Consider the following 21418-nt stretch of genomic DNA (forward strand, 5'->3'; position numbering starts at 1 on the left):
CTTTCTATTTAGTGACTGTCTCCTCAGAGTGAGGAGTTAGCCGGCGTACATACTACCCATTACTTGTAGTAAGTAAACTGACGTAGCGCAAGAAGCAAAAAAATTGTAGGCGGTGATTCTTTTTCGAGCAACTTTTCTTGCTGTTGTTTAAAAAATATACAGCGCCAAGCCCTTGAATGGAGCGTGCCCGTGCACAAAAGTTCCGCTGGCGAGAGGAACTCTTGCGGGGGCGCTAAAGTCGCTGTTTATTGATTCGGCTACACTTTTGTTCATTTTTTGCGCAGTGTCCCGGGCATCTTTATTGGCAGGGCCGGTGACTTTAACTACGCACGCTCGTCTCAAGACTCAACAACTGGCGATGTTCAGCTATTGCGCCTTCGCTGACTTCAGCGCAACGCTGGCGTTCAAGTCGCTAAATCCGACGAGGCTACCTCCAATGACAGGTGTGCCTTGAGCATTTGCGTCATTGGTGCTTACTATTCACGACGTGCTCGGGTTTGAGTGATTGATTTTTTGCGCTCGGTGACCGGACAGGCACGGGGTGGCGTAGATGTTCCTTCGCCGGAAAAACATCGGTAAGGTAGGGGTCAGCATTCAGACCCGCGAGGAGTAGTGATGAGCGAGGCGTTGTCCATCCACCATGACCAGGCTGGTCATCAGTTCGAGACCACTGTGGACGGTCATCGTGCCTATCTGACCTATATGGACCTGGGAAAACAGACCCTGGATATCTATCGGACGTTCGTGCCCAACGCCCTGCGTGGCAGGGGGATTGCGGCGGCACTGACTGAAAAGGCGCTGCAGTACGCCGAAGACATGGGCTACACGGTGATCCCGTCCTGTTCCTACGTGGAGCGCTACATGGAGCGTCACCAGCGGCACGCGGCGAAGCTCTGAGACAACGGATCCCACAATAAAAAACGCCGGGTTTGAAAGCCCGGCGTTTTTTTATTGTGCGGCGAAATGATCGATCAGCTGCGCTGACGCTTTGGCAGCACGTCCTTGAGTTTGGCGTGCATGCTGCGCAGGGTGTTCTCGGTCGCGCTCCAGTCGATGCAGGCATCGGTGATGGAGACGCCGTACTGCAAGTCGGCGAGGTCTTTCGGGATCGCCTGGCAGCCCCAGTTCAGGTGGCTCTCGACCATCAGGCCGATAATCGACTGGTTGCCTTCCAGGATCTGGTTGGCCACGTTCTCCATCACCAGGGGTTGCAGTGCCGGGTCCTTGTTGGAGTTGGCGTGGCTGCAGTCGACCATGATGTTCGGCTTGATCTTCGCCTTGTTCAGCGCCTGTTCGCACAGGGCGACACTGACCGAGTCGTAGTTGGGCTTGCCGTTGCCACCGCGCAGCACCACGTGACCGTAGGCATTGCCCTTGGTAGTGACGATCGAAACGCCGCCTTCCTGGTTGATGCCAAGGAAGCGGTGAGGGCTGGAAACCGATTGCAGGGCGTTGATGGCAACGGTGAGGCCGCCGTCGGTGCCGTTCTTGAAGCCCACGGCCGAAGACAGGCCGGAGGCCATCTCACGGTGGGTCTGGGATTCGGTGGTGCGCGCGCCGATGGCGGACCAACTGATCAGGTCTTGCAGGTATTGCGGGGAGATCGGGTCCAGGGCTTCGGTCGCGGTGGGCAGGCCCATTTCGGCCAGGTCCAGCAGCAGTTGGCGACCGATGTGCAAGCCATCCTGGATCTTGAACGAGTCGTCCAGGTACGGATCGTTGATCAGGCCTTTCCAGCCGACGGTGGTCCGGGGTTTCTCGAAATACACCCGCATGACCAGGTACAGCGTGTCGGAAACTTCCGCCGCCAGCACTTTCAGGCGCTCGGCGTATTCGTGGGCGGCCTTGATGTCATGGATCGAGCAGGGCCCGATGACCACGAACAGGCGGTGGTCGGTGCCGTCGAGAATGTTGCGGATGACTTCCCGCCCCTTGGTCACGGTGCGCAGGGCAGCGTCGCTCAGGGGGATATCGCGCTTGAGCTGGTCAGGCGTGATGAGGGTCTCGTTGGAGGCGACGTTAAGGTCATTGATCGGTAAATCAGCCATCGTGTTACTCGTCAGGTCACGGGTGCCGGCCGCCAGCGATCCCCGCGCGGCGGTGCACAGCGGATTTAAGCGCGTCGGGGAGCCGAACCTTAGCGCGTTACGAGGCTGCTCGACAATGGGCAGGGGCTGGTTTCAAGGGGATTTATCCCAGCTTTTGTGGGCGCAAGGCTTGCCCGCGATGAAGGTGCCTCGGTTCCAAGGTAAACCGCGTAGACTTTATCGCGGGCAAGCCTTGCTCCCACAGCTTTACAAGAGGAGTCGCAAAGATGCAGGCAGGCGTAAAACCCCGGATCGGGATGATCGGTACCGGAGCCATCGGTGGGTTCTATGGGGTCATGCTGGCGCGTGCCGGCTTTGATGTGCACTTTTTATTGCGCAGCGAATTCGCTGCGGTGGCCGAGCACGGCTTGCGTATCGACAGCGCGGTCCACGGGTCCTTGAACCTGAATCCGGTCCAGGCGTATCGCAGCGCGGCGGACATGCCGCGCTGCGACTGGCTGCTGGTCGGTGCCAAGACCACCAGCAATGCCGACCTCGCTCCGGCCATCGTCCAGGCAGCGGCTGACGGTGCGAAGGTCGTGTTGCTGCAGAACGGCCTCGATGTCGAAGAGGCGCTACGTCCCTTGCTGCCAGAGTCGATGCATCTGCTGGGTGGCTTGTGCCTGATCTGCGTACACCGTGCCAGCCCGGGCATCATCGCCCACCAGGCCCTTGGCTCGGTCAACATCGGCTATCACAGCGGCCCATCTCACGACCAGGCTGAACGCATGACGGTTGTCGAGGCGGCGGCAGGGCTGTTCCGGGCCGCCGGTGTCGAGGCTCAGGCAATGCCCGACCTGCAACAGGCACGCTGGCAGAAATTGGTGTGGAACGTGCCCTATAACGGTCTTTCGGTGCTGTTGGGGGCCAGCACCACGCCGCTGATGGCCGACGATCACAGCCGTGGGCTGATTCAGGCGCTGATGGCCGAAGTGGTGCGCGGCGCCCGGGCCTGCGGTCATCATATTGCATCGGACTACGCCGGGTATTTGTTCGCGATGACCGAAAAGATGTCCGATTACTGGCCGAGCATGTATCACGACTATTCCCACAAACGCGTGCTGGAACTGGATGCAATCTACGGCCGGCCATTGGCGTCGGCGAAAGCGGCGGGGTGTGAACTACCGAAAATCGAGGCCTTGTACCAGGCGTTGGCGTTCATGGATCGGCGCAACCGCTGAACAGGTGAAGGGGGAGCGACATGGCAAGCAACATCGATGACAAACTGGTGCTGGCGATTTCGTCGCGGGCGCTGTTCGATCTGAGCGAAAGCCACAAGGTTTATCTGTCGAGCGGCGTCGAGGCCTATCGGCAATACCAGATCGAACATGAAGACGAAGTCCTCGAACCTGGCGATGCGTTCGCCCTCGTGCAGAAGTTGTTGAGCCTCAACCAGTACCTGGGGCGTGCCCGGGTCGAGGTGATCCTGGTGTCACGCAACAGCGCCGACACGGGCCTGCGGGTGTTCAACTCGATTCACCACTATGGCTTGGCGATCTCCCGCGCCGCGTTCGTCGGCGGGCGCAGTCCTTATCCTTACCTCAAGGCGTTCGGCTGTGATCTTTTCCTGTCCACCCATGCCGAGGATGTACGCAATGCCCTCGATGCCGGCTTTGCTGCGGCCACCATCCTCTCGGGCGGTGCCAGCCGCGCCGCCAGTGAGGAACTGCGTATTGCCTTCGACGGCGATGCGGTGCTGTTCTCCGATGAGTCGGAGCGCATCTATCAGACCGGTGGTCTCGAAGCGTTCCAGGCCAGCGAACGGCAGTCGGCCCGCGAGCCGTTGCGAGGCGGGCCGTTCAAGGGCTTCCTGGCGGCGCTCAATGCCCTGCAACGGGAGTTCCCGGAGGATGTCTGCCCGATCCGCACGGCGCTGGTCACCGCCCGTTCGGCTCCGGCCCACGAGCGGGTTATCCGGACCTTGCGCGAGTGGGACATCCGTCTGGACGAATCGCTGTTTCTCGGTGGCCTGACCAAGTCTGCGTTCCTCGAAGCCTTTGCTGCCGACGTGTTTTTCGACGATCAGACGGGCCACTGCGAACTGGCTCGCGAGGTGGTCGCCACCGGCCACGTGCCCCACGGCATCAGTAACGAAGTGAAGCCCTGACTGTCCCGTTCTCCGGCGCCCGTCGCACTCTTCAAGGCACTGCTAAGCTGAATCCATCTCCGCCATTCTGGCACGCGAGGAGGTCACATGATTCGCTCGATGCTGTACGCCACAGACTTGGGGCTCTACGCCCCTTATGTGATGCAGCATGCCTTGGCGTTGGCACGGACGTTTAAAGCCGAGTTGTATGTAGTGCATGCGGTAGAACCGATGGGGCTGTTCGCCGAATCGGTGTTACAAAGCTATCTCGACGAGCAGGCGCTGAACGAATTTCATCGACAGGGTCTGAATACGGTGATGGCCAATATCGAACAGCGGGTACTCGACAGTTTTCGGGAGGAGCTGGGGGAGGGGCAGCAGGATTTGAAGCTGATCAGGTCGGTCAGGGTGTTTCAGGGCGATCCTTCCCAGGTCATTCTCGAACAGGCTGCGAAACTCTCCGTCGATTTGCTGATCGTAGGCAGTCACTGTCAGGGGGCCAGTGGTGAAACGCCCTTGGGCCGGACCGCCGCCCGGGTTTTGCAGTTGGCTCGGGTGCCGGTCTATCTGGTGCCGCTGGTGCAGCGTCGGCGCCAGGGAGAAGCTTAAGGTCAAATGATGGCTTTTATAAAAAGTTCTAGATTTCTTGCCACGACCATTCATATAGTTATATACCGTCGCTGATGCCCGTGGCGTCCAACTGCTTTGAGGGATACATATGAAGCTTCAACAACTGCGCTACATCTGGGAAGTGGCGCACCACGACCTCAACGTTTCCGCCACTGCGCAAAGCCTCTACACATCACAACCCGGCATCAGCAAGCAGATTCGCCTGTTGGAAGACGAACTGGGCGTCGAAGTCTTCGCCCGCAGCGGCAAGCATCTGACCCGCGTGACGCCGGCGGGCGAGCGCATCATTACCACGGCCGGCGAGATCCTGCGCAAGGTCGAAAGCATCAAGCAGATCGCCCAGGAATTCTCCAACGAGAAGAAAGGTACCTTGTCGATCGCCACCACCCACACCCAGGCGCGTTATGCGCTGCCGCCGGTGATCAGCAACTTCATCAAGCAATACCCGGACGTGGCACTGCACATGCACCAGGGCTCGCCGATGCAAATCGCCGAGATGGCTGCCGACGGCACGGTGGATTTTGCCATCGCCACCGAAGCCCTCGAGTTGTTCGGCGACCTGGTGATGATGCCCTGCTATCGCTGGAACCGCTGCGTGGCGGTGCCCCAGGGCCATCCGTTGACCAAATTGCCCAAATTGACCCTGGAAGCCCTGGCCGAATACCCCATCGTGACTTACGTGTTCGGCTTCACGGGCCGTTCGAAACTGGACGAGGCCTTCAGCCATCGCGGGCTGACGCCCAAAGTGGTGTTCACTGCCGCCGACGCCGACGTGATCAAGACCTACGTACGCCTTGGCCTGGGCGTGGGCATCGTGGCGAAGATGGCTGTCGATGCCAAGCTCGACAGCGACCTGGTGGTGCTGGATGCCAGCGAGTTGTTCGAATCCAGCGTGACCAAGATCGGCTTCCGCCGCGGTACCTTCCTGCGGGGGTTCATGTGCGATTTCATCGAGAAGTTCGCGCCGCACCTGACCCGGGAGGTCATGGCCAAGGCCATCCAGTGCCACAACAAGCAGGAGCTCGAAGAGCTGTTCGAGGGCGTCGAGCTGCCTGTGCACTGATCTTCGCTATATCGCCTCGGTGACAGCGAACTGTTGCCGGGCGCCCGCTACGACGATCTCCACTTCATCCCCTTCGAACTTACCCAGCAAGCCTCGGCCCAATGGCGAGCGAGGGGTGATGACCGTGATCGGTTGCCCCACCAGCGACACTTTCAATCCCGCGGCATCGGGCCCCAGGAACAGCCATTGCTGGCGACCATCTTCATCCTCCAGGCCGACCAGGGTACCGACCTGGATGCCGCGTTGCGCATCATAGGGCCTGAGGGGCAGGTTCTGGCAGAGGGCGAGGGCCTGGCGGATTTCCTCCACGCGCCTGGCTTGTCCAGCGGCGAGGTAGGACGCTTCGAGGCCCAGGGTGTCGTATTTGTTCTCGGCGATGTTTTCTTCGTGGGTCGCGGTTTCGTAGGCGGTCTGCGCGGCGCGTTCGGCGATGTCCAGATCGACCTTGAGTTTGTCGATGATCAATTGGTGAACGGTTTGTTTGTTCATGATCAGTCGCAGAATTGCAAAACGTTGGCGCGGGTCTTCTCGCTCGGAGCGTTCCGGTCCTGTTCCAGCCAGAACTGGCATTTGGGGTTGGATTGATTGCGCGGGTTGCTGCGAGCCTGGTCGAGGGCCTGCCGTTGTTCGTTGCGCTGAAGGTTCTGCTGGTACTGTTCGAACATGGGATTCTGCGGTTCGGGAGGTGGCTGCACGGCCGGCGGTCGCACGAGTTGGTGCACCGCGGCGGCCACCGGGGCGAGTTGTTCGCCCAGGAAGAATTTAGACAGCAGCCACCCCGTCAGCACAATAGCGAGGAATCCCAGCCACAGGCCCAGGGCGATGCTGATGGTCAGTTGCAAAGCGGTGAGACGCGGGGCGGGTGGGTGATCAGGCATGGCTGCTTCCTGGCAGGGACACGGGTAGGCAGTGATTGTCGCATGAAGATTAATCGCCGTCGGCTCTTCTGCATCATCGGTTTATTCGGGACAATCGAAGCTTTGCCACAGGGAATCGGGAATGACCGTGCGTTGGGATATTTTTTGCACCGTCGTCGATAACTTTGGCGACATCGGCGTCACCTGGCGCCTGGCCCGGCAATTGGTGGCCGAACACCAATGCGCGGTTCGGCTATGGGTCGATGACCTGCGAGCCTTCGAACGGCTCTGCCCGGAAATCGACGTTGCGCTGGCCGAGCAATGGCAACAAGGCGTAGATGTACGCCATTGGCCCAAGGACTGGCCGGGCGCCGACGCCGCCGATGTGGTGATCGCTGCGTTTGCCTGCCAGTTGCCGGGCGCCTATATGGACGCAATGGCGGAGCGCCAGACCACGCCGCTGTGGATGAACCTGGACTACCTGAGCGCCGAGGACTGGGTCATCGGCTGCCACGGGTTGCCGTCGGTCAAATACAGGCATGTCCAGAAGTATTTCTTTTTCCCCGGCTTTCGCGAGGGGACCGGCGGCTTGCTGCGTGAGTCTGGATTGCTGGAGCGGTGCCGGCAGTTCCAACAGGACGTCGCGGCGCAACAGACGTTCCTGCAAGGATTGGGCGTCGAGCGGGCAGCGGATGCGCAGCTGATTTCGCTGTTTGCCTACGAAAATGCCGGCCTGGCCAGCTGGTTCGATGCGATGGCCGGCGATGCCCGGCCGTCCCATGTGCTGGTTCCCGAAGGGCGGGTGCTGGGGGATGTCGAGCGTTGGCTCGGGATTGCCGACCTCAAGGTCGGTGCGTTGCATCGACGCGGAGCTCTGACGGTACAGGTGCTGCCGTTCGTCAGACAGGATCAGTACGATCAGTTGCTCTGGTGCTGCGATTTCAATGCCGTGCGGGGCGAAGACTCTTTCGTGCGCGCGCAATGGGCGGGTCGACCTTTCCTCTGGCATATCTACCAGCAGGAAGAAGACGTTCATCTGGAAAAACTCGACGCATTCCTCAGGCTTTACACCCAGGGGCTTCCTGGGCCGGCCGAAAAAGCGATGAGCGGTCTCTGGCGGGCGTGGAATGCCGGCCAAGACATGTCCCAACACTGGAAAACCACCTGCGAGCAGCAGCCGAAGCTGGCTGAACATGCCCGTGCGTGGTGCCTGGAACAGGCTTCGCGACCCGATCTTGCCGCGGCGCTGGTGAAGTTTTATGGAAATTGGATATGATACGCGGCCTAGATTTTTGTCACTCCCATCCAAATTCGGATATTCGCAATGAAAACTGGTAAAGAACTCAAACCCGGTACCGTGATTCGTATCGACAACGATCCTTGGCTGGTTCAGAAAGCTGAATTCACCAAGTCGGGTCGTAACAGCGCGATCATGAAGACCAAGCTGAAGAACCTGCTGACCGGTTACAAGACCGAAACCGTTTACGGTGCGGACGACAAACTGGACGACGTGATCCTCGACCGCAAGGAAGCGACCCTGTCCTTCATCAGCGGCGACTCCTACACGTTCATGGACACCACTGACTACACCATGTACGAGCTGAACGCTGAAGACATCGAAAGCGTTCTGCCATTCGTGGAAGAAGGCATGACCGACGTCTGCGAAGCCGTATTCTTCGAAGGCCGTCTGGTTTCCGTAGAACTGCCGACCACCATCGTGCGTCAGGTTGACTATACCGAAGGTTCCGCCCGCGGCGACACTTCCGGCAAGGTGATGAAGCCTGCCAAACTGAAGAACGGTACCGAGCTGTCAGTTGCTGACTTCATTGAAATCGGCGACATGATCGAGATCGATACCCGCGAAGGCGGTTCCTACAAAGGCCGCGCTAAATAAGCGAAGTCTAGTGTGTGAAAAAGCCCGACCATTGAGTCGGGCTTTTTCATTCTGTGGGGGCCTGTCAGTCAGTTCCCTCGCCATTTTTCATTTCAAATGCTGTTTCAACTCCTCCGACACCTGCAACATCGCTGAACGCACCGCGGGCACCTGGCTGACCACGTTGAGCAGGCCATAGTCGTGAATCATGCCGTTGTAGCGCACCGCCGTGACCGGCACCCCGGCCGCATCCAGTTTACGTGCGTAGGCTTCACCTTCATCGCGCAGCACATCGGCTTCGGCGGTCTGCACCAACGCGGGCGGCAGGCCCTTGAGTTGTGCGGTGCTGGCCCGCAGCGGCGAAGCGTAGATCTCGTTACGTTGTCCGGCATCGGTGGTGTAGTTGTCCCAGAACCATTTCATCATGTTCTTGCTGAGGAAATGTCCCTCGGCGAATTGGTTGTAGGACGCGGTCTCGAAACTCGCATCGGTCACCGGCCATAACAACGCCTGGAAGCGAATTGCCGGCGTGCCCTTGTCCTTGGCCATCAAGGCCACGACGGCTGCCATGTTGCCGCCGACACTGTTACCCGCCACGGCCAGGCGTTTGCCGTCGACATTGATCTGCTTACCGTGCTCGGCCACCCATTTGGTCGCGGCATAGGCCTGGTTGATCGCTACTGGGTAATGCGCCTCAGGGGAGGGCGTGTAGTTGACGAATACCGCCACGGCTCCCGATCCCGCCACCAGATCCCGAACCAGGCGTTCATGGGTTGGGAAATCTCCCAGGACCCAGCCACCGCCGTGGAAGAACATGAACACGGGTAGCTCACCCTTGACCCCGGCCGGGCGAACGATGGTCAGGCTGATCGACTGGCCATCGACCTGGATGGTCTTCTCGCTGACATCCGCCTTGGGCAAGGTCAGTTTTACCCCCGCCTGGGCACCGACCAGTACTGCCCGGGCATCCTTCGGCGAAAGTTGTTCCAGGGGCTTGCCGGTGCCGGCATTCAATGCATCGAGAAACGCCTGGGTGTTGTGCTCGACGATGCCGTCGGCGAAGGCGCTGCTGACGCCAAGTGCGAGTAGGGTGCCGGTCAGGGCCTGGGTGAACGTGTTCATGGGAATCTCCTTGGGTTCGGTCCGGATCGGTGGGTTAAACGGTCACGTGCAGGCGCACATCAACGTTGCCACGGGTGGCGTTGGAGTACGGGCAGACCTGGTGAGCCGCGTCCACCAGGCTTTGCGCGTCGGAATGGTCCAGGCCGGGCAAGCTGATGTGCAGGTCGATGTCGAGGCCGAAACCGCCGGGAATCTGACCGATGCCGACGTGGGCGGTAATCGAGGCGGTGTCCGGGATCTTGCGTTTGCTTTGGCCGGCGACGAATTTCAGGGCGCCGATGAAGCAGGCCGAATAGCCGGCGGCAAACAGCTGTTCCGGGTTGGTCGCCGCACCGCCGGCGCCACCAAGTTCTTTCGGGGTGGCGAGTTTGACGTCGAGAATGTTGTCGCTGGAGATCGCACGACCGTCACGGCCGCCGGTGGAGGTTGCGATTGCGGTGTAGAGAGTTTGCATGATGAGAGCCTCGTTTCCGGGTTGTGTTGTTGCGCTAAATATTTGCGCGCTAAGTAGATGCGAGGAAAATATAGATCGCTAATATTTAGTGCGCAAGTTAAATTTTGGATCGACTTCCTGTCTTTCAAGCTAAATAGCCATGAAAGCCTTGAGTTAGAGCTGTTCGGTCGTGATGGATTTTTTTGCGGAGGCTGGAAAGACGCCATCGCGAGCAGGCTCGCTCCCACAGGGATCCGTGGTGGACGCGATTTCTGCGGACACTCAGAACCAGGGTGGGAGCGAGCCTGCTCGCGATGGCGGTGGGTCAGTCGAAGAAGGGGGATGTCTTCGCGAGCGAGCTTACCCCTGGGGATGGGTTACAGACTGTCTTGCAAGTGGCTGCGCAGTGCCTGCAGGTCCAGTTGTAGCTTTTTCAGCTGTTCCAGTGTCTGGCCGCTGGCGGCGAGGATGCACTGGGGGATATCGAGGGCTTTTTCATGGAGTGCGCGGCCCTGTTCGGTGAGCTCGACGATTACCACGCGCTCATCTTCACGGCTGCGGGTGCGGCTGAGCAGGCCTTCGACCTCCAGGCGCTTGAGCAGCGGCGTCAGCGAGCCGGGGTCGGTGAGCAAGCGCGTGCTGATTTCACCGACGGTCAAGCCGTCTTTTTCCCACAACACCATCATCGCCAGATACTGCGGATAGGTCAGGCCCAGGGCTTGCAACAACGGCTTGTAGACCTTGGTCATCATCAGCGACGTGGAATGCAGGGCAAAGCAGACCTGGTTGTCGAGCAACAGGGCTTCGCAGGGGGCGGGGGTGTCGCGCTGGGGGCTCATGGCAAAACCTTCAATCGATAATGCTATGAATCTAGCGTGCGAACCTTTAAGGCGCCAGATAATTCCGACATTCTGATCGGATGTTGCGTTTCCCCGCCGACGTCAACTGCGTAGGATAGACGCCCTGATGAAGGGGGAACGTCTGTGATCGAAGTTGCATTGTATCTGGTGCTGGGGGCTGCGTTGGGCACCTTGGGGGGATTGTTCGGTATCGGTGGTGGGCTGATCGCGATTCCGGTGCTGGGCGTATGGTTCGGTCTGGATCAGCAGATCGCCCAAGGCACTGCCCTGGTGATGGTGGTCCCCAATGTGATGCTCGCGTTGTGGCGTTATCACCAGCGCAATCGCATCGAATTGCGTCATGTGCTGCCGCTGGCCTCCATGGGTTTCTGCTTTGCCTGGCTCGGCTCGATCTGGGCCGTCGGTGTCGACGCCGAAAGCATGCGAATCGGCTTCGTCGCGTTCCTGGTCGCGCTGGCGGCCTATAACCTGATCCGAATGTTTTCCGCCACCGCACCGGCTTCAGCGCAGATGCGCCACGGCTGGCCATGGCTGGGGGTGCTGGGGGCGGCATCCGGGACCATGGGCGGTCTGTTCGGGGTCGGCGGTGCTGTCGTCGCGACACCAATCCTGACCAGCGTGTTCGGCACCACCCAAGTGGTCGCTCAAGGATTGTCGTTGTCGCTGGCCTTGCCCAGTACCGGCGTTACCCTGGCCACCTATGCATTCCACCATCAAGTGGATTGGTGGATCGGCTTGCCATTGGCCGTCGGCGGTCTGCTGAGCATCAGTTGGGGCGTGAAAGTCGCCCACGCCATGCCGGAGCGGCTGTTGCGCGGGCTGTTCTGCGGGTTCCTGGTGCTGTGCGCGGTGCTGCTCGCCTTTAAAGTTTGAAGCCTTCGACGATGTGCTCGGCCAGGCACTCGGTGATGGGCGACGGATTGTGCAGGTTGCGGATCAGCATGATGCTGGCCTCGGGCAGCTCCGGCAGGTTTTCGGCTTCGCCGAGCACGCGCATGTCCGGTGTCAGCAGGCTTTCCAGTTGCGCGGTGATCGCCAGTCCCGCGCCCACCACTGCCATGAGAGCCGACAGGCTGGAGCTGTTATAGGCCACACGATACTCGCGGCCCATGGCATCCAGAGCATTGCAAGCCCACTGTCGACAGAAGCAATCGCTATTGAACATCGCCAGCGGCAGCGGTGTTTTCTCATGGGCGCTGAAGCACGCCGCTTCGGCCCAGACAAAGCGCTCCTTGCGCAATAGCTGACCGATTTCATCCCCCGGTTTGCGAGTAACGATCGACAGGTCCAGGTCCTGGCGCAGCAGCAACTGCTTGGACGATTCGCAGTGCACTTCAATCTCGATCAACGGATAAAACTGGGCGAAGCGCTGCAGGATGCCGGGCAGGAAGCGCATGACGTAGTCATCCGGCGTGCCGATGCGCACGGTGCCGACCATGTGCGGTTCACGCAGGGTATTGAACACCTCGCTGTGCAGCTTGAGGATGCGTCGGGCATAGCCCAACAGCACCTGGCCTTCGGCGGTGAGTTTGACCTGGCGCCCGTCACGCTCGAACAATCGTCGCTGCAGCACATCTTCCTCGAGGCGCTTCATCTGCATGCTGACGGCGGATTGGGTGCGATTGACCAATTCACCGGCGCGGGTAAAACCGCCCTGGTCGGCGATGGCGACGAAGGTCCGCAGCACTTCCGTATCGATGCTCGGGTAACTCGACAATTGATCAATCTCCGAGATGTATTGCATAAGAAACATTCGTTGGATTGATCTTAGCCTTGGGGCGAGACTTGAACCACCCCCAACGGAGGACATCACGATGAAAGGTCAGAAAGGATACGTATCGATAGATAGGCATTCATTCCATTTTTCCCTCAGCGATCTGCTGCACAAGTTTAGCCGCTGGTATGAATTGCACCACGAGCGCGAATTGCTCGCCGGTCTGAGCGACGAGGCGCTCAAGGATATCGGCGTCAGCCGTGCAGATGTAGAACAGGAAGTGGTTCGGCCATTCTGGGATGATCCACTGCACAAATGAGCCTTCCCTCCCTACACAAATCGATAACTGGTGAGGTAGGTTGCGAGCAGAGAAGGAGATCTCCATGCCCGCGACTGTATCCTTTACCCTCAAACAGGCCCGGCGTCTGGCGTTGGCCGCCCAGGGATTCAATGGGCGGCTGCCGCCGGCTTCGGTGCAACCCTCACGCCTCAATCGTCTGATCGAACGCCTCGGCGTGCTGCAGATCGATTCGGTCAATGCCCTGGTACGTTCGCATTACCTCCCGCTGTTTTCCCGTCTCGGTCACTACAACCCCGAACTGCTCGATCAAGCTGCCTGGAGCCGGGGGCGACGGCGCACGCTGTTCGAATACTGGGGGCACGAATCGTCGTTGTTGCCCCTGTCGATGTATCCGCTGATGCGCTGGCGCATGGCCCGTGCGGCCCGTGGCGAAGGCATCTATCAACAATTGGCGCGGTTCGGCCGTGAGCGGCAGGATGTCATTCATCGCGTCCTGGCAGCGGTCCGGGAGCAGGGCGCCCTGGGCGCCGGGAGTCTGTCCACACGGGCGGAAAAGGCCGGCCCCTGGTGGGACTGGAGTGCCGAGAAGCATGCGCTGGAGTGGCTGTTCGCCGCGGGCGAAGTCACGGTGGCCGGGCGACGCGGCTTCGAGCGGCTCTACGACTTGCCGCAGCGGGTGTTTCCGGCTTCGATCCTGGAGCAACCGGTTCCGGACGAGGCCCAGGCCCAGCGCGCCTTGCTGCTGCATGCCGCTGGGGCGTTGGGTGTCGGCACCGAAAAGGACCTGCGCGACTATTTCCGCCTCGATCCGGCCGATAGCCGTGGGCGACTGGCCGAGCTGGAGGAAGCCGGTGAGCTGTGGCGCTGCCAGGTGCAAGGCTGGAGGCAGCCGGCCTGGTGTCTGCCGGAAGGGAAAATTCCCCGCAACGTGACGACCAGCGCCTTGCTCTCGCCGTTCGATTCATTGGTCTGGGAGCGCAATCGTACCGAACGGCTGTTCGACTTCCGTTATCGCCTGGAAATCTACACCCCGGCGCACAAGCGGGTGTATGGCTATTACGTGTTGCCGTTCCTGCATAACGAACGCATTGCCGCTCGGGTGGACCTGCGGGCGGAGCGAGCCCATGGCCGGTTGGCGGTGCACGCCGTGCATGAGGAGCAGCCAGGGTTGGACGAGGAGGGGGCGCACGCGCTGGCGGTGAACCTGCGGCGCATGGCCGACTGGTTGGGGTTGGAGCGGGTTCAGCTTAATTGCCAGCGGGTGGGTGGGGTTCGGTTGGCGGAGGTGTTGGCCGGGATCTCGGGTGACTGATCCGGCGCTATCGCGAGCAGGCTCGCTCCCACAGTGGAATGCTGGCGAACACATAATCTGTGAACGGCACGGTCGATGTGGGAGCGAGCCTGCTCGCGATGAGGGATTCACAGGCGCTGCATAATCACCTGACTCACCGCCGAACCTGCTTCAACGTCTCGGCAATCAAGAACGCCAGTTCCAGCGACTGGTCGGCATTCATCCGCGGATCGCAATGGGTGTGATAACGATCCGATAGTCCATCCTCGGTAATCGGCCGTGCGCCGCCGATGCATTCGGTGACCTTCTGCCCGGTCATCTCGATGTGAATACCGCCGGCATAAGTGCCTTCGGCTTCGTGGACCTGGAAGAACTGCTTCACTTCCCCGAGGATCTGCGCAAAGTCCCGGGTCTTGTAGCCGCTGCTGGCCTTGATGGTGTTGCCGTGCATGGGGTCGGAGCTCCACAGCACCTGCTTGCCTTCGCGTTGCACGGCACGCAATAGCTGCGGCAGATGATCGCCGACCTTATTCGCGCCCATCCGCGCAATCAGGTTCAGCCGACCCGGATCGTTGTCCGGGTTGAGTACGTCGATCAGGCGGATCAGGTCGTCAGGGTTCATGCTCGGGCCGACCTTGACCCCGATAGGGTTGTTCACGCCGCGCAGGAATTCGACATGGGCACCGTCCAACTGACGGGTGCGGTCGCCGATCCACAGCATGTGGGCCGAGCAGTCGTAATAATCGTTGGTCAGGCTGTCCCGGCGCACAAAGGCTTCTTCGTAATTGAGCAGCAGCGCTTCGTGTGCGGTGAAGAAGCTGGTTTCACGCAGTTGTGGCGAGCTGTCCATGCCGCAGGCGCGCATGAATGCCAGGGTTTCGTCGATGCGGTCGGCCAGGTGGCTGTATTTTTCCGCCAGGGCCGAGTTGGCGATGAAATCCAGGTTCCACTTGTGCACCTGGTGCAGGTCTGCAAATCCGCCCTGGGCGAACGCCCGCAGCAGGTTCAAGGTGGCGGTGGACTGGTGGTAGGACTGCAGCAGGCGTTCCGGATCCGGCACGCGGCTCTGCTCGTCGAAACCGATGCCGTTGACGATGTCGCCCCGGTAGGCCGGCAGGGTGACGCCGTCGATGGTTTCATCGTTGGCCGAACGTGGCTTGGCGAACTGCCCGGCCATGCGCCCGACCTTGACCACCGGGCAACCGGCGGCAAAGGTCATGACGATCGCCATTTGCAGCAGGACCTTGAAGGTGTCGCGGATCTTCGCCGCCGAGAACTCCGCGAAGCTTTCGGCGCAATCGCCGCCTTGCAGCAAAAAAGCCCGGCCCTGGGTGACTTCGGCGAACTGGCGACGCAGTTCCCGGGCTTCTCCGGCAAACACCAGCGGCGGATAGCTGGCGAGGGTCTGCTCGACTTGCAGCAGGTGCGCCGCGTCGGGGTAGCGGGGTTGTTGCTGGATCGGCAGGGCGCGCCAGCTGTCAGGGCTCCAGGGTTGGCTCATCATGATCTCTAGGTGGTTGACGCTCGGGCGGCCATGTTATCAGCAAAGTTATCAGCAAATTAGTGCGTGACCTGCTCCCGTCGCTTGGCCGACAATTACGCTTTTGCCGCAGCCCGCCCGGCAAGCATCAGGAGATGAAATGACAGAGGAGCGCGTCGAGCATCTGCTCGCCGAGGTGCATGACGAGTTCGGCATGATCCGGGTCTTCGAAGTGGCCGATTACCGGTTTCTCGAATTCGGCGATGCCATCGAGCAGAGCTGCGTGTTCACGGCCGATCCAAGCTGGCTCGAATATGACTACACCCGCGCGATGCTGATCGGTGCGTTGTGCCACGAGCAACCGGAAAGCGCGCTGTTCCTGGGCTTGGGTGCCGGTACGTTGACCCAGGCCTGCCTCCGGTTTCTGCCGCTGGAAGACGTCGAGGCCATCGAACTGCGTCCCGACGTGCCGCGCCTGGCCATCGAATACCTGGGCCTGGATGACGATCCACGGCTGTACATCCGTGTCGGCGATGCGTTGGAGTTACTGGAAACCGCAGAGCCCGCGGACCTGATTTTCGTCGACCTCTACACCGATGTCGGCCCCGGCGTCGGTCATCTGGCCTGGGGCTTCCTGGAAAACTGCCAGAAGCGCCTGAACCCCGGCGGCTGGCTGGTGATCAACCAGTGGGCCACCGACGACGGCAAGCCGCTGGGCGCTGCGCTGTTGCGTGGCTTGTACCACCGGCACTACTGGGAGCTGCCGGTGAAGGAGGGCAACGTGATCCTGATCGTGCCGGCGGATCTGGAGCAGACGATGGACATGGAAGGACTGATTGCCCGTGCCGAAGCGTTGGCGCCACGGCTGGGCTATTCGTTGCTGCCATTGATCAAGGCGATTCGGCCGGCGACTTGATACAGCCGAGAATCCCCTCGCCACAAAGGTGAACCGGTTTAGCCACTGTAAAAAAAGCTCCCTTTTTTGCCGAATTCCGGTATAGTGCGCGCCGGCCTTTAGCCGGGCCGCGTCAAGGTAGCGCAATTTCGAAGTCAGCTTCGATTGCATGTCCACACAACGGATGCTCCCACGACGTTCTTTTTCATTCATTCGTTTTCGCAAATCCCCGCCGACAAAGCTGCCAGGGCGACTCTTGAGTCTCAACACGGCATGTGCAGCTTTGGAGCATGGGTCTTTGCGGATGCACTTAGAGGCAGACCCATGACCCAGGAAATCGGCGGCTTCGCCGCTCTTGAACTTCATCCCAATATTGTCGCTGCAGTAGTCGCTACCGGCTATGAAGAGCCTTCGGCCATTCAGCAGCAGTCGATCCCGATCATTCTCGCCGGTCACGACATGATTGGTCAGGCGCAAACCGGTACGGGTAAGACCGCCGCGTTCGCCTTGCCTATCCTGCACCGCATTGATCCGTCCAAGCGCGAGCCGCAAGCTCTGATCCTGGCCCCAACCCGTGAGTTGGCGCTGCAAGTTGCAACTGCTTTCGAAACCTACGCCAAGCAAATGCCGGGTGTAACGGTTGTGGCTGTCTACGGTGGCGCGCCGATGGGCCCACAATTGAAAGCCATCCGTAATGGCGCACAAATCGTTGTCGCCACCCCTGGCCGTCTGTGCGACCACCTGCGTCGCGACGAGAAAGTCCTGGCCACCGTGAACCACCTGGTTCTCGACGAAGCCGATGAAATGCTCAAGCTGGGCTTCATGGATGACCTGGAAGTGATCTTCAAGGCCATGCCGGAAACCCGTCAGACCGTACTGTTCTCGGCTACCTTGCCGCAGTCGATCCGTGCGATCGCCGAGCGTCACCTGAAGGATCCGAAACACGTCAAGATCCAGAGCAAGACCCAGACCGTCACCGCGATCGAACAGGCCCACCTGTTGGTTCACGCCGACCAGAAGACCTCCGCTGTCCTCAGCTTGCTGGAAGTGGAAGACTTCGATGCCCTGATCATGTTCGTGCGCACCAAGCAAGCGACCCTGGACCTGGCCAGCGCCCTGGAAGCCAAAGGCTACAAGGCCGCTGCGCTGAACGGTGACATTGCCCAGAACCAGCGCGAGCGCGTGATCGACTCCCTCAAGGATGGCCGCCTGGACATCGTTGTGGCGACCGACGTGGCTGCCCGTGGCCTGGACGTTCCACGCATCACCCACGTGTTCAACGTGGACATGCCGTACGATCCTGAATCCTACGTTCACCGTATCGGTCGTACCGGTCGTGCCGGTCGCGAAGGTCGCGCACTGTTGCTGGTGACTCCGCGCGAGCGCCGCATGCTGCAGGTGATCGAGCGTGTTACCGGGCAGAAGGTGGCTGAGGTTCGCCTGCCGGACGCCCAGGCCGTTCTCGATGCCCGCATCAAGAAGCTGACCAACAGCCTGTCGCCGCTGGTGGCTGACGCCGAATCGACCCACGGTGATCTGCTCGATCGCCTGACTGCCGACATCGGTTGCAGTCCACGTGCCCTGGCCGCCGCCCTGCTGCGCAAAGCCACCAATGGTCAGGCGTTGAACCTGGCTGCCATCGAGAAGGAACGCCCCCTGGTGCCGAACAGCGCGCCACGTGGCGATCGTCCCGAGCGTAGCGGTGACCGTCCGGACCGTGGCGACCGTGAGCGTCGTGCACCGATCCCGCTGGCCGAAGGCCGTGCCCGTTGCCGCACCGCGCTGGGCGCCCGTGACGGCATCGCCGCCAAGAACCTGCTGGGCGCGATCCTCAATGAGGGTGGCCTGGCCCGTGAAGCCATCGGTCGCATCCAGGTGCGTGACAGCTTCAGCCTGGTGGAGCTGCCGGAAGATGGTCTGGAGAAATTGCTGACCAAGCTCAAGGATACTCGCGTAGCCGGCAAGCAACTCAAGCTGCGTCGTTATCGCGAAGACTGATCAACCCTTGGGTTGATTGATCGAGCATGAAAAATCCCCGACTGGTTCGGGGATTTTTTATGCCTGTCGTTTGGTGTTCGGTCGGTTGATGGTGTTGCCCCTTTCGCGAGCCTGCTCTCGAAGGGCGCGACTCGGTCAATCGAACTGGTAGATGTCCATCCCCAGCGTTCCCATCGTGAACCCCTCATGGGCCACGCTGAACCTGGCGCCGGCACCGCGGGCAAAATACAGCGGCAGCAGGTGCTCGTCGCTGGGGTGGCTGCGCACGGCATTGGGTGCCTGGCGACGGTAATCATGCAGCGCGCCCTCATCGTCGGCCGCCAGTTTTTCCACGATCCAGTCGCGAAAATCCTTCGCCCAAGGCTCGACGCTCTCGGGGCCGGCGTTCCAGTCGAGGTCGCGCAGGTTATGGGTGATGCTGCCGGAACCAATCAACAGGATGCCCTGCTGGCGCAGGCTTGCGAGCGCCTGGCCGACCCGTGTCTGCAAAGCGGGCCCCTGGTCGCTGGGCAGGGAGAGCTGAACCACCGGGATGTCGGCCTGGGGATACATCAAGGACAATGGTACCCAGACGCCGTGGTCGGATGGCCGCTGGACGTCGAGCCGTGCCGGCAGGTGCGCGGCGTTGAGCAGTTCGGCCACCCGGGCGGCCAGTTCCGGCTGTCCCGGTGCGGAATACTGCACTTGGTACAGGGCTGGCGGGAAGCCGCCGAAGTCATGCCAGGTACGCGGTTGCGGATTGGCGCTGACCAACAGCTCGCTGCTTTCCCAATGGGCGGACACAATGAGGATGGCCGTAGGCCTGGGCAATTGCGCGGCCAGGCGAGCCAGCGCCGGGCCGCTGTCGCCGGGCTCGAGGGCGAGCATCGGTGAGCCGTGGGAGATAAACAGGCTGGGCAGCATGAACGAGCTCCTGAGCGTTAAGATGTGGTCATCTTCTGTCAGGTCAATGATCTAAATCTAATATAAGTTTTAACCTGTTTTGATCGAATTTTTGGAGCGAATCATGGAGCCCGAGTTCTGGCATAAGCGCTGGTCAACCAATCAGATCGGTTTTCATTCATCGGAAGTCAATCCGTACCTGCAGCGATTCTGGCCGCAAATGGGCTTGGCGCAGGGCAGTCGGGTACTGGTGCCATTGTGCGGCAAAACCCTGGATCTGCTGTGGCTCGCCCAGCAGGGGCATTCGGTATTGGGGGTGGAGCTGTCGGAAAAAGCCATCACTGATTTTTTCGATGAACATCAGTTGAGGCCGAGCGTGAGTGAAGAGGGGGCTTTCAAGGTGTTTCGTGCCGGGGACATCGAAATCCGTTGCGGTGATTTCTTTGCCTTGGGTCGGGATGATCTGGACGATTGCGTGGCGCTTTATGATCGGGCAGCGTTGATTGCCTTGCCTGGGCAGATGCGTGAGCAATACACGGCGCACCTGCAAAGCATCCTGCCAAGCTGCGCCGGTTTGCTGATCACCCTTGAATACAACCAGGCTGAAATGCCCGGTCCGCCATTTTCCGTGAGTGATGATGAAGTGCAGCGGTTGCTGGGGTACAACTGGAAGCTGGAGGTCTTGCAGGAGCAGGATGTGCTGGGGGAAAGCTGGAAGTTCCTGCAGGCTGGGGTGACCAGGTTGGACGAGCGGGTTTATCGGATTTTCAATCGCTGAGTAGCGGGTGATCGTTCCCATGCTCTGCGTGGGAATGCAGCCTGGGACGCTCTGCGTCCCTAAAGGCCGAACGCGGAGCGTCCGTTGAGGCGTTCCCACGCAGAGCGTGGGAACGATCATCGAATAGCTGCGGGCTTCTCTTCAGCTCCGGACGATCAACCGCGGCGACGCAGTGCGTCGATACGCTCTTCCAGCGGTGGGTGGCTCATGAACAGACGAGCCAGGCCCTGCTTGATACCACCGTTGATCCCAAAGGCATTCAAGGTGTCGGGCATGTGCACCGGCAAACCTTGCTCGGCACGCAGACGTTGCAGGGCGCCGATCATGGCGCTGGTGCCGGCCAGGCGTGCGCCGGCGTCGTCGGCGCGGAATTCGCGCTTGCGCGAGAACCACATGACGATGGCGCTGGCGAGGATGCCCAATACCAGTTCAGCGAAGATGGTTGCCACGTAGTAGGCGATGCCCTGGCCTTCTTCGTTCTTGAAGATCACCTTGTCGACGAAGTTGCCGATGATGCGGGCAAAGAACATCACGAAGGTGTTCACCACGCCCTGGATCAAGGCCAGGGTCACCATGTCGCCGTTGGCGACGTGGCCGATCTCGTGGGCCAGCACGGCCTTGACTTCATCCGGGGAGAACCGTTCGAGCAGGCCCTGGCTGACGGCGACCAGTGCGTCGTTCTTGTTCCAGCCCGTGGCGAAGGCATTGGCCTCATAGGCCGGGAAAATCCCGACTTCCGGCATCTTGATGCCAGCCTCACGGGACAGCTGCTCGACGGTTTGCAGCAGCCATTGCTCGTGGCGAGTGCGCGGCTGGCTGATGATCTGCGTGCTGGTACTCATCTTCGCCATCCACTTGGAGATGAACAGCGAGAACAGGGAACCGGCGAAGCCGAACACCGCACAGAAGATCAGCAGCTGATTGAGGTTGAGATCAACCCCGTTGGCCGCCATGAACCCGTTGAAGCCGAAAAGGCTCAGGGTGATGCTGGCAATCAGCACGACCGCCAGGTTAGTGGCCAAGAACAGCAGGATGCGCATCATGGTGGTAGCAATCTCCTCATGCTAA

General features: G+C 60.4%; 22 protein-coding genes and 1 pseudogene. 13 read left to right on the forward strand and 10 right to left on the reverse strand.

Annotated elements, in window-relative coordinates; genetic code table 11:
• The first annotated feature begins 615 nt into the window (after positions 1-615).
• A complete protein-coding gene (locus FBY02_RS11160) occupies positions 616-897 on the forward strand; it encodes a GNAT family N-acetyltransferase (protein WP_024776680.1) in 282 nt (93 codons plus the stop codon).
• A 74-nt stretch (positions 898-971) separates the two neighbouring features.
• Here the strand turns inward: FBY02_RS11160 and FBY02_RS11165 are convergent, their stop codons facing one another.
• Positions 972-2048: a 3-deoxy-7-phosphoheptulonate synthase gene (locus FBY02_RS11165; protein ID WP_003183777.1), complete on the reverse strand. Its 1077-nt coding sequence runs from the start codon at positions 2046-2048 to the stop codon at positions 972-974.
• Positions 2049-2314: 266 nt separating this feature from the next.
• On the opposite strand from FBY02_RS11165, the gene FBY02_RS11170 reads away from it, so the two are divergent.
• The 4 genes from FBY02_RS11170 to cysB all read left to right on the forward strand — a co-directional run bounded on the left by FBY02_RS11170 (position 2315) and on the right by cysB (position 5866).
• A complete protein-coding gene (locus tag FBY02_RS11170) occupies positions 2315-3268 on the forward strand; it encodes a putative 2-dehydropantoate 2-reductase (RefSeq protein WP_144927288.1) in 954 nt (317 codons plus the stop codon).
• 20 nt (positions 3269-3288) lie between these two features.
• Positions 3289-4194 carry a 5'-nucleotidase gene (locus tag FBY02_RS11175; protein ID WP_144927291.1) on the forward strand — a complete coding sequence of 302 codons (906 nt, stop codon included), beginning with the start codon at positions 3289-3291 and terminating at the stop codon, positions 4192-4194.
• Positions 4195-4281: 87 nt separating this feature from the next.
• Complete coding sequence (locus FBY02_RS11180; protein WP_047701543.1) at positions 4282-4782, forward strand: universal stress protein; 501 nt, start codon at positions 4282-4284, stop codon at positions 4780-4782.
• 109 nt (positions 4783-4891) lie between these two features.
• Positions 4892-5866: an HTH-type transcriptional regulator CysB gene (gene cysB / locus FBY02_RS11185; RefSeq protein WP_041020064.1), complete on the forward strand. Its 975-nt coding sequence runs from the start codon at positions 4892-4894 to the stop codon at positions 5864-5866.
• A 6-nt stretch (positions 5867-5872) separates the two neighbouring features.
• Here cysB and FBY02_RS11190 read toward each other — a convergent pair whose 3' ends face one another.
• Positions 5873-6355, reverse strand: coding sequence for a GreA/GreB family elongation factor (locus tag FBY02_RS11190; protein WP_144927294.1), 483 nt, complete (start codon positions 6353-6355; stop codon positions 5873-5875).
• 2 nt (positions 6356-6357) lie between these two features.
• On the reverse strand, positions 6358-6744 hold the full coding sequence (locus tag FBY02_RS11195; protein ID WP_144927297.1) for a cytochrome b/b6 domain-containing protein: 387 nt from the start codon (positions 6742-6744) through the stop codon (positions 6358-6360).
• Between the two features lie 121 nt (positions 6745-6865).
• Between FBY02_RS11195 and earP the strand changes: the two genes are divergently transcribed.
• Complete coding sequence (earP, locus tag FBY02_RS11200) at positions 6866-7999, forward strand: elongation factor P maturation arginine rhamnosyltransferase EarP (protein WP_144927300.1); 1134 nt, start codon at positions 6866-6868, stop codon at positions 7997-7999.
• A gap of 48 nt (positions 8000-8047) precedes the next feature.
• Positions 8048-8617: an elongation factor P gene (locus FBY02_RS11205; protein WP_007955690.1), complete on the forward strand. Its 570-nt coding sequence runs from the start codon at positions 8048-8050 to the stop codon at positions 8615-8617.
• 87 nt (positions 8618-8704) lie between these two features.
• On the opposite strand, the gene FBY02_RS11210 is transcribed toward FBY02_RS11205, so the two are convergent.
• The 3 genes from FBY02_RS11210 to FBY02_RS11220 all read right to left on the reverse strand — a co-directional run bounded on the left by FBY02_RS11210 (position 8705) and on the right by FBY02_RS11220 (position 10990).
• Positions 8705-9718 carry an alpha/beta hydrolase gene (locus tag FBY02_RS11210; RefSeq protein WP_144927303.1) on the reverse strand — a complete coding sequence of 338 codons (1014 nt, stop codon included), beginning with the start codon at positions 9716-9718 and terminating at the stop codon, positions 8705-8707.
• Positions 9719-9752: 34 nt separating this feature from the next.
• Positions 9753-10172: an organic hydroperoxide resistance protein gene (locus FBY02_RS11215; protein ID WP_144927306.1), complete on the reverse strand. Its 420-nt coding sequence runs from the start codon at positions 10170-10172 to the stop codon at positions 9753-9755.
• Between the two features lie 356 nt (positions 10173-10528).
• Positions 10529-10990 (reverse strand): MarR family winged helix-turn-helix transcriptional regulator, encoded by a 462-nt coding sequence (locus FBY02_RS11220; RefSeq protein WP_144927309.1) that lies wholly within the window; start codon positions 10988-10990, stop codon positions 10529-10531.
• 144 nt (positions 10991-11134) lie between these two features.
• On the opposite strand from FBY02_RS11220, the gene FBY02_RS11225 reads away from it, so the two are divergent.
• A complete protein-coding gene (locus FBY02_RS11225; protein WP_144927312.1) occupies positions 11135-11884 on the forward strand; it encodes a sulfite exporter TauE/SafE family protein in 750 nt (249 codons plus the stop codon).
• Here the strand turns inward: FBY02_RS11225 and FBY02_RS11230 are convergent.
• A complete protein-coding gene (locus FBY02_RS11230) occupies positions 11874-12728 on the reverse strand; it encodes a LysR substrate-binding domain-containing protein (protein ID WP_024776693.1) in 855 nt (284 codons plus the stop codon). The two genes, FBY02_RS11225 and FBY02_RS11230, sit on opposite strands and share 11 nt — an antisense overlap.
• A gap of 97 nt (positions 12729-12825) precedes the next feature.
• Here FBY02_RS11230 and FBY02_RS11235 point away from each other — a divergent pair, with 97 nt between their 5' ends.
• Entirely contained in the window at positions 12826-13044 is a 219-nt protein-coding gene (locus tag FBY02_RS11235) for a DUF1127 domain-containing protein (protein ID WP_082432450.1), read from the forward strand.
• A 64-nt stretch (positions 13045-13108) separates the two neighbouring features.
• The gene (locus tag FBY02_RS11240) at positions 13109-14338 is read left to right on the forward strand and encodes a winged helix-turn-helix domain-containing protein (protein ID WP_144927314.1); all 1230 of its coding nucleotides are present in this window, start codon (positions 13109-13111) and stop codon (positions 14336-14338) included.
• 133 nt (positions 14339-14471) lie between these two features.
• On the opposite strand, the gene FBY02_RS11245 is transcribed toward FBY02_RS11240, so the two are convergent.
• On the reverse strand, positions 14472-15818 hold the full coding sequence (locus FBY02_RS11245) for a class II 3-deoxy-7-phosphoheptulonate synthase (RefSeq protein WP_144927317.1): 1347 nt from the start codon (positions 15816-15818) through the stop codon (positions 14472-14474).
• Between the two features lie 139 nt (positions 15819-15957).
• Here FBY02_RS11245 and FBY02_RS11250 point away from each other — a divergent pair, with 139 nt between their 5' ends.
• Both FBY02_RS11250 and FBY02_RS11260 read left to right on the forward strand, forming a co-directional pair.
• Positions 15958-16713, forward strand: coding sequence for a spermidine synthase (locus FBY02_RS11250; RefSeq protein ID WP_047701534.1), 756 nt, complete (start codon positions 15958-15960; stop codon positions 16711-16713).
• A gap of 269 nt (positions 16714-16982) precedes the next feature.
• Positions 16983-18690: pseudogene (locus tag FBY02_RS11260) on the forward strand (DEAD/DEAH box helicase).
• Positions 18691-18825: 135 nt separating this feature from the next.
• Here the strand turns inward: FBY02_RS11260 and FBY02_RS11265 are convergent.
• The gene (locus FBY02_RS11265; protein WP_144927320.1) at positions 18826-19593 is read right to left on the reverse strand and encodes a class III extradiol ring-cleavage dioxygenase; all 768 of its coding nucleotides are present in this window, start codon (positions 19591-19593) and stop codon (positions 18826-18828) included.
• A 103-nt stretch (positions 19594-19696) separates the two neighbouring features.
• Between FBY02_RS11265 and FBY02_RS11270 the strand changes: the two genes are divergently transcribed.
• On the forward strand, positions 19697-20350 hold the full coding sequence (locus FBY02_RS11270; RefSeq protein WP_144927323.1) for a thiopurine S-methyltransferase: 654 nt from the start codon (positions 19697-19699) through the stop codon (positions 20348-20350).
• A 155-nt stretch (positions 20351-20505) separates the two neighbouring features.
• On the opposite strand, the gene htpX is transcribed toward FBY02_RS11270, so the two are convergent.
• Positions 20506-21393 (reverse strand): protease HtpX, encoded by an 888-nt coding sequence (htpX, locus tag FBY02_RS11275; protein WP_041020684.1) that lies wholly within the window; start codon positions 21391-21393, stop codon positions 20506-20508.
• Positions 21394-21418: the final 25 nt, after the last annotated feature.

The sequence above is a fragment of the Pseudomonas sp. SJZ078 genome (assembly GCF_007828255.1).
In the GTDB taxonomy this organism is placed as follows: Bacteria; Pseudomonadota; Gammaproteobacteria; order Pseudomonadales; family Pseudomonadaceae; genus Aquipseudomonas.